The organism is Gloeocapsopsis sp. IPPAS B-1203 (assembly GCF_002749975.1).
Classification (GTDB): domain Bacteria; phylum Cyanobacteriota; class Cyanobacteriia; order Cyanobacteriales; family Chroococcidiopsidaceae; genus Gloeocapsopsis.
The window spans coordinates 57037-69395 of record NZ_PEIG01000012.1; the positions used below are offsets into that span (position 1 = coordinate 57037).

Sequence of the window (12359 nt, forward strand, 5' to 3'; positions counted from 1 at the left end):
TTGCGCTTAAATTCGCTTGTGATTAAAAGTCACCATTAGTCAATTAGGATTGTGTAGTATGGAAAAATTTGATGTTGCAGAGTATGTCGATTGCACAGCTTTAATTCTCAACTTAGAAATTAATTCTGAATACCGAGAAAGTGTCATTGCAAATTTTGAAAAAATACAAGCGATCGCCCAACTCGTTAACGAATTTCCACTACCAGAAATAGAAGCTTCACCCACCTTTGAACCATGAACGATGCTGTTGCAATCGCTGCTGCTATCTGTGAAGGTAGACTAAGTGCAGTCGAAGTTGCCCAAACCGCACTCAAACGTATCGCACAATGCCAAGAACTGAACTGTTTTACTGCGATTACCGATGACTCGGCTTTGCAGGATGCCCAACAAATTGATGATGCGATCGCATTAGGAAATAACCCAGGTTCGCTTGCTGGAGTTCCCTTCGCTGTCAAAAATTTATACGACGTTGCTGGAATCACTACACTTGCAGGTGCAAAAATTAATGCTGAAAATCCACCAGCATCTCAAGATGCTACTGCTGTCGCTAAGTTAAAACAAGCAGGTGCAGTCTTAGTGGGTACTTTAAATATGGATGAGTACGCCTACGGCTTTGTCACCGAAAATGCACATTATGGTGCGACGCACAATCCCCACGATTTTAATCGAGTAGCAGGTGGTTCCTCTGGTGGTTCCGCAGCAGCGGTAGCGGCGAATTTAGTACCCCTCACGCTTGGTACAGATACAAATGGTTCAATTCGCGTGCCTGCGGCGTTTTGTGGCATATTCGGCTTAAAACCGACGTATGGTAGAGTGTCGCGAGCAGGAGTTGCATTATTTTCTAGTAGTTTAGATCATGCTGGACCGTTTGCACGTTCGGTGCGGGATATTGCCACAGTGTTTGATGTCTTGCAAGGCTACGACGATCGCGATCCTGTTTGTACGCAGCGATCGCCTGAATTATGTTTACCACAACTCAATCAGAGTATTGAAAATTTACGAATTGCGATCGCCGGAGATTATTTTACGAAAGGTGCTGAGCCTGAAGCAATACAAGCAGTTGAACAAGTCGCACAAGCTTTGAATGTTACCAAGTATATTACCATCCCTGAAGCACATCGCGCCCGTGCCGCAGCATTTATCATTACCTCGTGTGAAGGAGCAAATCTGCATATGGAGAAGTTGCGATCGCGTCCTCAAGATTTCGATTTTGCAACTCGCGATCGCTTTTTAGCTGGGGCATTAATTCCAAGTCATTGGTACATTCAAGCACAAAGGTTTCGTCGTTGGTTTCGCGATCGTGTTCGTGAAATTTTCCAAAATGTAGACATTATTCTTGCACCGACAACACCATGTTTTGCACCTTTAATTGGGCAGAAAACGATGATTTTAGATGGAGAAGAAATTCTCATCCGTCCACATTTAGGACTCTTTACTCAACCACTATCTTTTATTGGTTTACCTGTTTTATCCGTTCCAATTTATCGTCCTGGGTCATTACCTTTGGGTGTACAGTTAATCGCTGCACCATACAATGAAGCACTAATTTTACGTGTGGCAAATGTGTTAGAGACAAAAGGCATCATTTCCACTCATACTTCTTGAAAAGTAGGTGGGTAGACAACTTTTCCTTTGAATCCCTGATAATTTGTCAGCAGTTTCACCATAAAAACATCTTCTGGTACTGGAAAAGGTGACTCGATGCCATAATTAACTGATGGTTGAAAACCAAAACGTGGGTAAAACTGAGGGTGTCCTAAAACAATAACTAACGCTTCTCCCATAGTATCCGCAGTTTCTAAACCTACTTGCACAAGTGCGCTACCAATTCCTTGTCTTTGAAATTGAGGAACGACTGCTAAAGGCGCTAAACTCAACACCCGTAAGGTTTTTTCTCCTATAAGGTCAATATAGCTAAATAAAATGTGACCAACTACAGTATTGTCAACTTCTGCGACAAGGGATAACTGCGGAATATAACGATCTGAATGACGAATATTCTTAACTAATTGCGCTTCATTTTCACGTTCAAAAGCTTGAGTGTGAACATTATAAATTGCTGAAGCGTCTAGTAAGTTTTCACAACGAATCACTTGATAATTAACTCCATAAATATCCATTTTGAGTGGTATTCTTCGGGAATTTCACTTTCAGGATATGGCTGAATACTCTGAAAACCAATTGAATGATAAAGTGCTTGTGCTGCTTTAGCAAAAGGTGCGCAATCCAAACGCAACTTTGAGTAACCTATCTGTTGCGCTTCACTAATAATAGCTTGTACTAAAGCCCTACCAACTCCTTTTCTACGATACTCTGGACAAACGTACATTCTTTTGATTTCGCCTACCTCCTCACCAATTTTTCGTAATCCAGCACACCCGATAAAATTACCGTCATATGCTAACAGGAGTCGTCCTGTTGGTGAAGTAAACTGAGGCATTTTTATAATGTCCTGCTGTAACAGAACATCTACATCAAAAGTGAGACTAAATTCACGTTGAACAAGTAAATAAGTTGCAGTTAAATTCTCTTCGAGTAATCTATAAATATGTTTTTTATGCTCCTCAGTTTGCACTTGAGTAATTTTAAGGCTCATTAATTCGTATACCAGCTCTAAAAATAAAATAAGTATTTATGCTTTTAACTATATCAAAAAGTCCCCCATAAGTGGGGAGCCACTGCTTTGCAGAGGTGTCCTCCGTTGCAGCAAGTGGCGTGGATTTAGGGGCGAGAATATGAAAAAGCACACAGATTGATTCAATACAGCATCAACTTTTCTCATGTGCCATTTCTTTATTAGCCTTCTAGAACAAATTACACCAAACATTCATTAAGCTGTTGCTGAACCTCGGCAGTATCTAAATGACGCCCGATAAATACTAACTGGTTTTTTGGAGAACTTGACCATTGTTCTGCATTCAAATCGTAGCGAGCACCACTTAGTTGGAAAATATGTCGTAAATCGCTATCACTGAACCACAAAATACCTTTGGCACGGAAGACATTTTGAGGCATTTGTTGAGTGAGAAATTGCTCAAATTTATGAACATTGAAAGGGCGATCGCTCTCGAAGGATAATGAAACAAAACCATCGTTTTCGAGATGATGTGAGTGACGATCGCGGTCGTGGTCGTGGTGATGATCGTGGTTGTGATGGTGATGTTCTTGATGTGCATCGTGAGTATATGTGTCAACTGGCGTCATCCCTATACCGAGAATTAGTGGTAAAGGAACTTGACCATATTGAGTTGGAATAATTCTTGCTCCTGCTTTAATGTTTCGGATATAAGCTTGTACTTCTTCTAACTTCTGAGAAGACACAAGATCAACTTTATTAAGCAAAATCATATCACCATAGTAAATTTGCTTGAGTGCAGCTTCACTATTAAAGTGCTCTGGAGTAAATGCTTCAGCATCTACTAACGTGAGGATTGAATCTAGATTCGTTAACTCGCGCAATTCTGTACCGACAAATGTGAGAATAATTGGTAAAGGATCGGCAATGCCTGTAGTCTCAATCACTAAATAATCAATGCGATTCTCGCGCTCTAAAACTCGATAAACAGCATCAACTAATCCATCATTAATTGTGCAACAAATACAACCATTACTGAGTTCCACCATGTCTTCATCTAGTGAAACCAAAAGTTGACTGTCAATATTGATATCACCAAATTCATTAACTAAAACAGCAACTTTCAAATCCTTTTTATTCGTTAAAATTTGATTTAACAAAGTTGTTTTACCACTTCCTAAAAAACCAGTAATAATTGTCACTGGCATTCCCCGCTTAGGAACATTTAAGTTAGATTCAGTTATTTGTGTCATTGAACCTGTCATAGGCTCCCTCCTGTAATCTGGCTTTAATAATGATTATCATTTTAACTGGTGAGAGTTGTTTGAGAAGAATATCGCCTGTGGGCTAGTATCCTTAATGCGGTAGTTAATGCTAGAAATGAGAACTGTTGTGTGTATTGGAAATGTATGATTGTTAATCCTACCCGTCATGGCTGGGAAATTATCTATCACCGCGCCCATGCGTTGCTTGCAGCCCAAATTGGTGGACAATGGCAAAGAAAAAACGCTCCTATCAGGTTATATGAGACAATTGCAGCAATTTCTCATCACGATGACTTAGAAAAAGAGTGGGAAGAAAAGAATCTCACTCCAGCAGGCGCGCCAATGGACTTTACACTCGATCCGGAAACATCGTATGATGAATTACGCAAACATTTAGAAAAAGCATTGTATCGCGGGCGTTGGGTTGCATTGCTTAATTCAATGCATATGAATCGTTTACAAGAAGGTAAGCGTTCAGAATCATCTGAGGCTGCTAACTTTTTAGATGAGCAATTAAAGAACCAACAGCAGTGGTGTAAAGAATTAGGTATTTCTAAACAAGATGCAGATGATGCGTATGCATTTATGCAGTGGTGCGATCGCTTATCATTGATCCTTTGTCAAAGAGAACTTCCCGCCGATAATCGCGCATTAGAAATCAGTAAAGCACATGATGGACAGCGTTACGATATCATGCAACTTGATGATGGCTTTGTGACAGTAATGCCGTGGTGCTTTGAGGATAAGCGTTTTACAGTTAATGTAGAAGCCTCCGATCTCGATCAAGTCAAATTTGATGACAATGCGAGCTTGGTTAAAGCCTTAAAATCTGCGCCGCGTCGAATCATCGAGTGGACATTTGTCAAGTCGTAATAAGTTTCCTACGCCTTACTCATATCTTCGAGCAGAAGGTATCAATTTAACTGTATTTTTATATCAAAATAGTAGCTAGCAAGAGGAACCAACATAAGTAAATTACTTTCTCTTGCTATTTTTTTAGCATCTTATCGCTTTGACTTGAAGTACTAAGAGTACAATCCGATACTGCTCATGATCAGTAAGTGATTGAAAATAAGCGTAACTTAGAGGCTGTTGATAGTTGATAGCTCAACAATTCACGATTAACTATAAAAATGCAGATTCCAATTATTGATTTTCAGCCATTCACTGAAGGCGATTCAGCAACACGACAAGCTGTAGCACAACAGATTTATCAAGCTTGTCATGAAATCGGATTTATGTATCTCAAAAATCCAGGAATATCTCCGCAGCAGATTGAAGCTTTATTCAATCAGTCAAAGTTTTTTTTCAATCTCCCTTTAGAAGTCAAGCAGCAGTTAGCTTGGAGTGATAAAGTCAGTAATCGCGGTTATGTCGGAGTTGAAAGAGAACGCCTCGATCCTGATAAACCTGGAGATCTCAAAGAGGCATTCAATGTCGGTAAAGAAGTCAAAAGTTATGATGTTGCTCCTGGCATGATAGTTAATAAATGGCTTCCTGATCAAGAAGATTTTCAAAGTGATGTTTTAGCTTTTTGGGATACTTGTTGCCAAGTTACAGAGCAAGTTTTACAAGCATTTGCGATCGCCCTACAAGTACCAGAAGACTTTTTTGCCACAAAGCACGATCAACAAAATCATACATTACGACTTTTGCATTATCCACCAATAGCAAAACTACCAAAATTAGGGCAAGTCCGTGCGGGGGCACATTCTGACTATGGCAGTATTACACTTTTATTTCAAGATCAAATTGGAGGATTAGAAGTCCAAACCAAAGACAGCGAGTGGATTTTAGCACCAGCAATTCCTGATACAGTTGTCGTCAACACAGGAGATTTGATGCAGCGGTGGACAAATCATGTTTTCTGTTCTACCAAACATCGAGTTATGATTCCAACAGATGAACGGATAGAGCGATCGCGCTATTCTGTTGCCTTCTTCTGTCATCCAAACCATGATGCAGAGATTGCTTGTCTTCCTTGTTGTAGTTTAGAAAATCCAGCAATTTATCCACCAATTTCTGCTGGAGATCATTTACTTAGCCGCCTGCAAGCAACTTATTAGGTGTGTGCTTGATGAGAATCAATAGACGCGATCGCCGCAAGTTTTGGCAGTTTTAACAACAGCAATAATAGTAACCCCTGCACTACCAGCATATTAGTGACAAGAAAGAAAGTCGCCTCTTCAATTGGCAATCCGAACAACTGTAACCCCGTCGTATACATCTCAGAAATTTGCCAAATTCCGTCACCAATTGCAATTCGGTCAATTACCCATAAATACAATGTTGGAACAACAGTAGCAATTAACCAGATGCGTTGCATTGCAAACAATGTTGCTGCACCTATTACCCATTGTAGCGTTAATACAGGCGCAGCCCAAGCGAGAATAAGTCCTAAATATACCGTCGAGGGCGATCGTAGCATCAAAAATCCAGCAAGACTTAACGATACTCCAATTACGAGTAATAGCACTCGCAAAAATGGAGAAGTATTTTCTTGAATTGGCTCTTTGTAACGTGCTAGCAGCCAGTAAAGCCATAATCCTGTCAGAATGCATTGCAAAATGAAAAACAAATACTCTTCAATTGGTACATAGCCAATTGTGCCTAAAACGCGATCGCTACCATATCCCCATACTTTCCGCCAAACTAAATAATTGTCCCAAGGTGTTGTATAAACAAAGGCAACAATAGCAATTAAAGGTAATCCCAACCACGCCCTACGCCCGCCAACACCTGCAAGTGGTTGTGGCTGTCTCCATGCGAGAAACAAAATCGGGGGAAGCACAAACAATAAATGAAAGACAAAATAGCTCATAACTTTGGCGTGATTGGATAAAATGCAAGCAGCGCTTGCTAATCAAATAGTATGTACCATTGATTGAGTTGAGCTGTCACTATCTCTGGTGTTGTTAATACACTTGTGCTTGCCGCAGCAAAAGAATTAATGAATAAAAGCTGACATAAATCTATATTTCCTTGAGTTTAAAAAGTTCAAAATTCGATAAAATATATGGTCTAAGATCATTAGTTTAATAAAGACAAGCGATCGCTCTTTGGGAAGTTACCGCCTTTTTGGCAACAATGAAACACACCTTATCTGTTTTAGTCGAAGATGAAGCGGGAGTTTTGACCCGTATTGCTGGTTTATTTGCGCGTCGCGGCTTTAATATCGAAAGCCTCGCAGTTGGTCCTGCTGAACAAAACGGTATATCGCGAATTACAATGGTTGTCCCAGGTGATGACCGAGTAATTGAGCAGCTTACTAAACAACTCTACAAGCTCATTAATGTCCTCAAAGTACAGGATATTACGGAAACTCCGTGTGTCGAGCGAGAACTGATGTTGCTAAAAGTCAACGCCACAAGTTCAACACGCTCAGAAATTGTCGAGTTAGCCCAGATTTTTCGCGCCCGCGTTGTCGATGTTGCTGAAGACTCACTCACGCTAGAAGTCGTCGGCGATCCTGGTAAAATGGTGGCGATCGTTCAGGTGTTGCAGAAGTTTGGTTTGCGCGAAGTGGCTCGGACTGGCAAAATCGCTTTAACGAGAGAATCTGGAGTGAACACAGAATTACTCAAATCTTTGGAGGCAGCAAAAGTCTAGCAGAGTCTTACTCTCTAAGTGGCTAGTGACATTGAGCTGCACTACATCCAGTGATGAGGCAATAAATCGCTTAGTAGTATGTAGCTTGTGTCATCAACTATCACTTTTGTCTTGAGATTCTTTTTACTTACCTGCACCATTAACTCTCTGCACCTTCCACATGGCATCAGGATTTTTTTTGAACTCACTGCCACAATGTAATCAATCACAGTTTCACGGGCTTTAAGCATTTCGGCGATCGCTGCATGTTCAGCGCAAAACCCAATACCACACGCTAAATCCAAACATATACCTGTATAAATAGTGCCTGCGTTTGTCATTAATGCGCAACTTACAGATCCTGCTGATAACCCTTGCTCGGCAAGTTGAAATTCTCCAAGTACAGTTTTGGCTTTCTTGATTAGTTCTTGGTGCATTATCACTGAGTGCTGAAATCTTAAAGCATTTCCCTACTGAATAATCTTAAGGTTTCCTAACCTTAGACACCAGCAGTTGCCATCAAACAATGACGATATTGTGTTGCTTGCGCGTCTTCTGCCTACGTGACTAATTTGACTCTGCTTCAGTTGCTTGCTGAATCTTTTGTTCCACGGCATTCTCCCAACCTGGATCGCTTGGATTGATGGCGATCATGCGCCCTGAAGCTTTTGAGCGATCGACATACACATAAAAGGCATTTACGTCTTCTCGATGAGTCAAGACGTATCGACGTAACTCGTCAAGATTCATTAGGTTAAAATCAGCTTTTGTCATGGCTCATACCCTCCAGTTAGCTTGATCTCAAAGTCTAGACTATCTTCAGCCAGTACATACAAATTACCAGTCCGCTCATCAATTCTGACAAGTTCAATATTTCTATACTGCCATCCAGGATAAATCGCGTTGGTTAGTCGGTAGCAGAGTCTATAAAGCCCTTGAGCTTGCTCATCATTTGGTGCCATATTTGTTTAGTTTAACTTAAACCCAGTGATGAGATAGAATCCAAAATATGCAGTCTCTAGTAACTGTACCTGTCTATACAAATATTGCTATGAGAGTGAAGATCATTGCTATTTGGCAGCATCTAAAATCTTACATCCTTACTAGTGACTTAATTGAGTTAACTTTAGAGTACCGCGTAATCTCAAGAGCGCGATCGCTTGCAATAGTGAAAGAAAAAATGTAGTGACAAGTAATCCGAGTGAAACGGGTAGCCGAAAGGCATTGTCACCTTGTAAAAGAAAATATGCGTGAATACTGACTGCAATTATTCCCCCAGCCACGAGCAACCAAGAGAACATAAAACCAGCGGTGCGACCTTGAGTTAAACATCGCTGACCGAATAGTATCAACATGACTAGTGGAATATTAAGCAGCAAATTCAGTTGAATTCCTCCTGGCATTCTGAACAGATCCCACTCATGCCAATATGCAGCGTCAATCTGGTGCGTAATGAGGATAGTTGCATTCACAAGGTAGAGCCAAGATAGTGATTTGGTCAGCATTGAACTTTTGATCAACATACTTTTTCAATAAAAGCAATGAATCTAATTTAGAGTTCAGCACTGACAACTAGCAATTACTTCACAGGTAATGCAGCCCAACAGAGAAAGTGAATCTCAACTTGCTTTTGCTAAAGAGCGTACTGTTAAAATTTCATTAGCACTTAGGGAACTCACAGTAGAAATTGGTACAACAATCACTGTCAAAGATTCGCCAACCGCATTGAAGACTTCCAGTACACAACCCTCTCCGCCACCACTCGGATGCGGCACAAAGTCAACTAGCATTGCAATATCTCCCGCTTTTAGCTCATATTTTGGTAAGTCACGAGTTAAGGTGACTTCTTGATATAGCTCTAATGTCATATTAAGTCTCCTGGCGAGGTTTGAGGCAGATGAGATACCGTGCCTGCTTCTTATCGTCACTCGCTACCACTGACTAAGACAATCTTACCCATTGTCGATCCAGCTTCGAGGACTTGATGTGCTGTTGCTGCCTGTTCTAGCAGAAAAATTTTGTTGAGGTGAATTTTGAGCTTTCCTTCATCAAACCATTGCCGACACTGATTTAGGATCTCCGCTTGATGTTGCTGCGCTTCAACTAGTCCCTGGAGCATGGGGGTCAGCATTAATTCATAGCTGACTCGGAGATTGCGATTTCTAGCAACTTTCCAAATCGTACTAGCATCTGGTTCTAGGATTGTCACAAGATCTCCATATACGCGCACTGCTGCAAAAGTCTTCGCAAAAGTTTCGCCACCAACCGTATCAAAAGCCAAATCTACGCCTTCTCCACCTGTCCAATCGAGCGCGGCTTGCACAAAATCTTGTTCTTTATAATTGATGGCAAGATCAGCACCCAGTTGATGTACAAATGCGGCTTTGTCATGCGAACTTACCGTTGTGCAAACGGTAGCACCATGCAATTTAGCTAATTGAATTGCCACATGACCAACACCACCAGCGCCAGCGTGAATTAGAACTTTTTGCCCTGGCTGAAGTCGTCCGCGATCGCATAAAGCTTCCCAAGCAGTAATTAACACTAAAGGTGCTGCAGCCGCAGCAACAAAAGACAGCGAACTTGGTTTAGGGGCGACAAAACGTTCATCGACTACCACCCACTGCGCGTAGTTCCCTTGCTTACCGCCAAGTCCACCCTGACAAAAATAAACTTCATCCCCGACATGAAACCGCTGAACGTTAGAACCAACAACTTCGACGACTCCCGCACCATCACAGCCTAAAATTGCTGGCATTTGATCGGGATAAAAAGTACCCCGTCGCCGTAATTTTGTATCGATGGGGTTAACACCTGCAGCTTCGAGGCGCACAAGAATTTCTGTGTCGTTCTCAATGCTAGGAGTTGGGACTTCCTGTAGTTGCAGAACCTCTGGATTTCCTGGTGCAGTCATTAAGACAGCTTTCATCTTTAGAGTTTTGAATGCGTGAGTTTTGAGTTAACTCTACTTTAAATTCAAAGTTCATGATTGATGAAGTTGCACAGAGGTAAACACATGTGCTGCTCTTATTTATATAGATATCCTGCGTAAAGAGAGCGAATGAATTCGCACACTATAAACAAAGTCCACCAATTCAGAGTTCTGAGTGATGAGTTTTGAGTGTTGAGTTAGGCAAATTCTTTATAATTCAAAATTCAAAATTCAAAACTTGCTTGGATAGCCCCGACTTTAGTCGTAAGGCATCTGTGATTCATGGAGGAGGTCTAATGTCTTGTCTCCACAGTACTTAAGCGTTTAACCTTTGTCCAGTCTCTCTCTGAGGACTTAGAGTGCAAAGCAGTGCGCGGGATGACTCGTAACACTTCTTCTATAGTAGTTAAACCACTGGTGACTTTAGCGATCGCAGCCGTGCGGAAAGAAGCAAAGCTGGTTTCCTGAAGATAATGACGTAGCTGAGTAATTGTTCCCTCGTAAATAATTTCTCGCACAACATCATCGATATCTAGTAACTCGACAATCGCTTCGCGTCCTAGGTATCCCGAATTAAAACAAGCACTACAGCCTTTACCTTTGCGCCATTGTGTTGGATTTGCTTGTTGCCAGTCAATCCCTAAAACACGTAAATCAGCTTCGGTTGGAGTATAAGGTTCACCACAATGCGGACACACTCGCCGGACTAAGCGCTGTGCCACAATTCCTAATAAAGCATCACTAAGTAGCGCAGGATCAGGTCCAATATCTTTTAACCGCGGAATCACACCGATCGCATCATTAGTATGCAGTGTCGTAAATACCAAGTGACCTGTTAGTGCTGCACGGACTGCAGTTTCTGCGGTTTCATGGTCGCGGATTTCTCCTACCATGATAATATCTGGGTCTTGCCGCAAAATCGCCCGTAAACCAGCCGCAAATGTCATTCCTGCAGCTTCATTAACTTGAGTTTGCGTAATCCGAGGTAAGACGTACTCTACCGGATCTTCTACTGTCACCACATTGACGTTTTCTTTGGCAACACTTTGCAAACTTGTATACAGCGTACTTGTTTTGCCTGAACCTGTGGGACCTGTGAGAATAATCATTCCCTGGGGCTGTTGTAACCAGTTTTTGTAGAGCGATAAGGTTTCTGGAGCAAAGCCTAAGTTATCAATATCAGAAAATGGGTTTTCACGCGGTAGTAAACGAATTACAGCCTTTTCGCCGTTGACACAAGGAAGCGTGCTTACGCGCATATCCATACCCATATCAGCAGCATTTGCTGTCGAATATTTCTCCTCGATCCGTCCATCTTGAGGGCGGCGGCTTTCAGAAATATCCATATTAGACATCACTTTCAAAGCAACAATCACGCGACGACTCTGTTCTGGTGGCAGAGTTGTAATATCACGCAGTACGCCATCAATGCGGTAGCGCACGCGCAATCCTTCTGCAGTTGGTTCAAGATGGATATCACTAGCACGGTTGCGTAACGCACCCGAAAGTAATGTTTTGAGTCGTTCAATTTGGTCAGCTGCCCGCGATAAATTAATCTGCGTCGTCTCTGAGATATTTTCCTGTTCTTGCTCGCCGGTAAGAGGGTTAACTAATGGTGAGGCATTGATGCGATTATTGTTTAGATTTTGGGTATGAAACCAGGTACGATAGCTTTTATCAGAAATCGGAATAATTTTAATTTCGCTGCCTGTACGTTTTGTAATTAGCGCGATCGCATCAGTAGTAATATTGACTGGACTACCGAGATAATAACAACCCCGCCATAGCAATAACGGAATAGTTGGTGGTAACGAAGTTTTATCAGGAAAGTGACGTAAGAACCTATAGCTAACATCTTTATCTAGTAGTTCATAGTTGATATTTCCTTGTTCATCTACCAAGAGTTTCAGTGCTTCGTCGCAAGTGATTTCTTGGTTCTTTAATCTTTGCCAAGTTGAAGTAATACTAGGTAAAGTTTGCATTTTTATATGTATAAATA

Annotated in this window: 16 protein-coding genes; 5 read left to right on the top strand and 11 right to left on the bottom strand. The window is 41.5% G+C overall.

Annotated features, from left to right (window positions below):
- Nucleotides 1–58: 58 nt before the first annotated feature.
- Together CSQ79_RS19550 and CSQ79_RS19555 are read left to right on the top strand one after the other, a co-directional pair.
- Nucleotides 59–238: a DUF4089 domain-containing protein gene (locus CSQ79_RS19550; RefSeq protein ID WP_099702833.1), complete on the top strand. Its 180-nt coding sequence runs from the start codon at nt 59–61 to the stop codon at nt 236–238.
- Nucleotides 235–1605 (top strand): AtzE family amidohydrolase, encoded by a 1371-nt coding sequence (locus tag CSQ79_RS19555; protein ID WP_099702834.1) that lies wholly within the window; start codon nt 235–237, stop codon nt 1603–1605. Before CSQ79_RS19550 ends, CSQ79_RS19555 begins: the two co-directional genes overlap by 4 nt.
- Here CSQ79_RS19555 and CSQ79_RS19560 read toward each other — a convergent pair.
- From CSQ79_RS19560 to CSQ79_RS19570, 3 genes are all read right to left on the bottom strand, one after another.
- The gene (locus CSQ79_RS19560; RefSeq protein ID WP_099702835.1) at nt 1593–2120 is read right to left on the bottom strand and encodes a GNAT family N-acetyltransferase; all 528 of its coding nucleotides are present in this window, start codon (nt 2118–2120) and stop codon (nt 1593–1595) included. The two genes, CSQ79_RS19555 and CSQ79_RS19560, sit on opposite strands and share 13 nt — an antisense overlap.
- The gene (locus CSQ79_RS19565; protein WP_099702836.1) at nt 2090–2596 is read right to left on the bottom strand and encodes a GNAT family N-acetyltransferase; all 507 of its coding nucleotides are present in this window, start codon (nt 2594–2596) and stop codon (nt 2090–2092) included. Before CSQ79_RS19565 ends, CSQ79_RS19560 begins: the two co-directional genes overlap by 31 nt.
- A gap of 218 nt (nt 2597–2814) precedes the next feature.
- Nucleotides 2815–3828: a CobW family GTP-binding protein gene (locus CSQ79_RS19570; protein ID WP_502693944.1), complete on the bottom strand. Its 1014-nt coding sequence runs from the start codon at nt 3826–3828 to the stop codon at nt 2815–2817.
- Nucleotides 3829–3984: 156 nt separating this feature from the next.
- Between CSQ79_RS19570 and CSQ79_RS19575 the strand changes: the two genes are divergently transcribed.
- Together CSQ79_RS19575 and CSQ79_RS19580 are read left to right on the top strand one after the other, a co-directional pair.
- Nucleotides 3985–4713, top strand: a complete 729-nt coding sequence (locus CSQ79_RS19575) for a DUF3891 family protein (RefSeq protein ID WP_099702838.1) — start codon at nt 3985–3987, stop codon at nt 4711–4713.
- A 260-nt stretch (nt 4714–4973) separates the two neighbouring features.
- Entirely contained in the window at nt 4974–5906 is a 933-nt protein-coding gene (locus CSQ79_RS19580) for an isopenicillin N synthase family dioxygenase (RefSeq protein WP_099702839.1), read from the top strand.
- On the opposite strand, the gene CSQ79_RS19585 is transcribed toward CSQ79_RS19580, so the two are convergent.
- A complete protein-coding gene (locus tag CSQ79_RS19585) occupies nt 5903–6661 on the bottom strand; it encodes a lycopene cyclase domain-containing protein (protein WP_099702840.1) in 759 nt (252 codons plus the stop codon). The genes CSQ79_RS19580 and CSQ79_RS19585 overlap by 4 nt on opposite strands.
- A gap of 266 nt (nt 6662–6927) precedes the next feature.
- Between CSQ79_RS19585 and ilvN the strand changes: the two genes are divergently transcribed.
- Nucleotides 6928–7449, top strand: a complete 522-nt coding sequence (gene ilvN, locus CSQ79_RS19590; protein ID WP_099702841.1) for an acetolactate synthase small subunit — start codon at nt 6928–6930, stop codon at nt 7447–7449.
- A 41-nt stretch (nt 7450–7490) separates the two neighbouring features.
- On the opposite strand, the gene CSQ79_RS19595 is transcribed toward ilvN, so the two are convergent.
- From CSQ79_RS19595 to CSQ79_RS19625, 7 genes are all read right to left on the bottom strand, one after another.
- Entirely contained in the window at nt 7491–7865 is a 375-nt protein-coding gene (locus CSQ79_RS19595; protein ID WP_099702842.1) for a cytidine deaminase family protein, read from the bottom strand.
- 130 nt (nt 7866–7995) lie between these two features.
- Nucleotides 7996–8202, bottom strand: a complete 207-nt coding sequence (locus CSQ79_RS19600; RefSeq protein WP_099702843.1) for a DUF6887 family protein — start codon at nt 8200–8202, stop codon at nt 7996–7998.
- Nucleotides 8199–8390 carry a DUF6888 family protein gene (locus CSQ79_RS19605; protein WP_099702844.1) on the bottom strand — a complete coding sequence of 64 codons (192 nt, stop codon included), beginning with the start codon at nt 8388–8390 and terminating at the stop codon, nt 8199–8201. Before CSQ79_RS19605 ends, CSQ79_RS19600 begins: the two co-directional genes overlap by 4 nt.
- Before the next feature lie 141 nt (nt 8391–8531).
- Entirely contained in the window at nt 8532–8933 is a 402-nt protein-coding gene (locus CSQ79_RS19610; RefSeq protein ID WP_099702925.1) for a DUF6713 family protein, read from the bottom strand.
- Nucleotides 8934–9047: 114 nt separating this feature from the next.
- Nucleotides 9048–9296 carry a DUF4926 domain-containing protein gene (locus tag CSQ79_RS19615; protein WP_099702845.1) on the bottom strand — a complete coding sequence of 83 codons (249 nt, stop codon included), beginning with the start codon at nt 9294–9296 and terminating at the stop codon, nt 9048–9050.
- A gap of 56 nt (nt 9297–9352) precedes the next feature.
- The gene (locus tag CSQ79_RS19620; RefSeq protein ID WP_099702846.1) at nt 9353–10357 is read right to left on the bottom strand and encodes a zinc-dependent alcohol dehydrogenase family protein; all 1005 of its coding nucleotides are present in this window, start codon (nt 10355–10357) and stop codon (nt 9353–9355) included.
- A 296-nt stretch (nt 10358–10653) separates the two neighbouring features.
- Nucleotides 10654–12342 carry a GspE/PulE family protein gene (locus tag CSQ79_RS19625; protein ID WP_099702847.1) on the bottom strand — a complete coding sequence of 563 codons (1689 nt, stop codon included), beginning with the start codon at nt 12340–12342 and terminating at the stop codon, nt 10654–10656.
- Nucleotides 12343–12359: the final 17 nt, after the last annotated feature.

Excerpts from the sequence above, each read along its gene's own strand:
- CSQ79_RS19550 (WP_099702833.1), top strand. The coding sequence starts at position 59 with ATGGAAAAATTTGATGTTGCAGAGTATGTCGATTGCACAGCTTTAATT.
- CSQ79_RS19555 (WP_099702834.1), top strand. The coding sequence starts at position 235 with ATGAACGATGCTGTTGCAATCGCTGCTGCTATCTGTGAAGGTAGACTA.
- CSQ79_RS19560 (WP_099702835.1), bottom strand. The coding sequence starts at position 2,120 with ATGGATATTTATGGAGTTAATTATCAAGTGATTCGTTGTGAAAACTTA.
- CSQ79_RS19565 (WP_099702836.1), bottom strand. The coding sequence starts at position 2,596 with ATGAGCCTTAAAATTACTCAAGTGCAAACTGAGGAGCATAAAAAACAT.
- CSQ79_RS19570 (WP_502693944.1), bottom strand. The coding sequence starts at position 3,828 with ATGACACAAATAACTGAATCTAACTTAAATGTTCCTAAGCGGGGAATG.
- CSQ79_RS19575 (WP_099702838.1), top strand. The coding sequence starts at position 3,985 with ATGATTGTTAATCCTACCCGTCATGGCTGGGAAATTATCTATCACCGC.
- CSQ79_RS19580 (WP_099702839.1), top strand. The coding sequence starts at position 4,974 with ATGCAGATTCCAATTATTGATTTTCAGCCATTCACTGAAGGCGATTCA.
- CSQ79_RS19585 (WP_099702840.1), bottom strand. The coding sequence starts at position 6,661 with ATGAGCTATTTTGTCTTTCATTTATTGTTTGTGCTTCCCCCGATTTTG.
- ilvN (WP_099702841.1), top strand. The coding sequence starts at position 6,928 with ATGAAACACACCTTATCTGTTTTAGTCGAAGATGAAGCGGGAGTTTTG.
- CSQ79_RS19595 (WP_099702842.1), bottom strand. The coding sequence starts at position 7,865 with ATGCACCAAGAACTAATCAAGAAAGCCAAAACTGTACTTGGAGAATTT.
- CSQ79_RS19600 (WP_099702843.1), bottom strand. The coding sequence starts at position 8,202 with ATGACAAAAGCTGATTTTAACCTAATGAATCTTGACGAGTTACGTCGA.
- CSQ79_RS19605 (WP_099702844.1), bottom strand. The coding sequence starts at position 8,390 with ATGGCACCAAATGATGAGCAAGCTCAAGGGCTTTATAGACTCTGCTAC.
- CSQ79_RS19610 (WP_099702925.1), bottom strand. The coding sequence starts at position 8,933 with ATGCTGACCAAATCACTATCTTGGCTCTACCTTGTGAATGCAACTATC.
- CSQ79_RS19615 (WP_099702845.1), bottom strand. The coding sequence starts at position 9,296 with ATGACATTAGAGCTATATCAAGAAGTCACCTTAACTCGTGACTTACCA.
- CSQ79_RS19620 (WP_099702846.1), bottom strand. The coding sequence starts at position 10,357 with ATGAAAGCTGTCTTAATGACTGCACCAGGAAATCCAGAGGTTCTGCAA.
- CSQ79_RS19625 (WP_099702847.1), bottom strand. The coding sequence starts at position 12,342 with ATGCAAACTTTACCTAGTATTACTTCAACTTGGCAAAGATTAAAGAAC.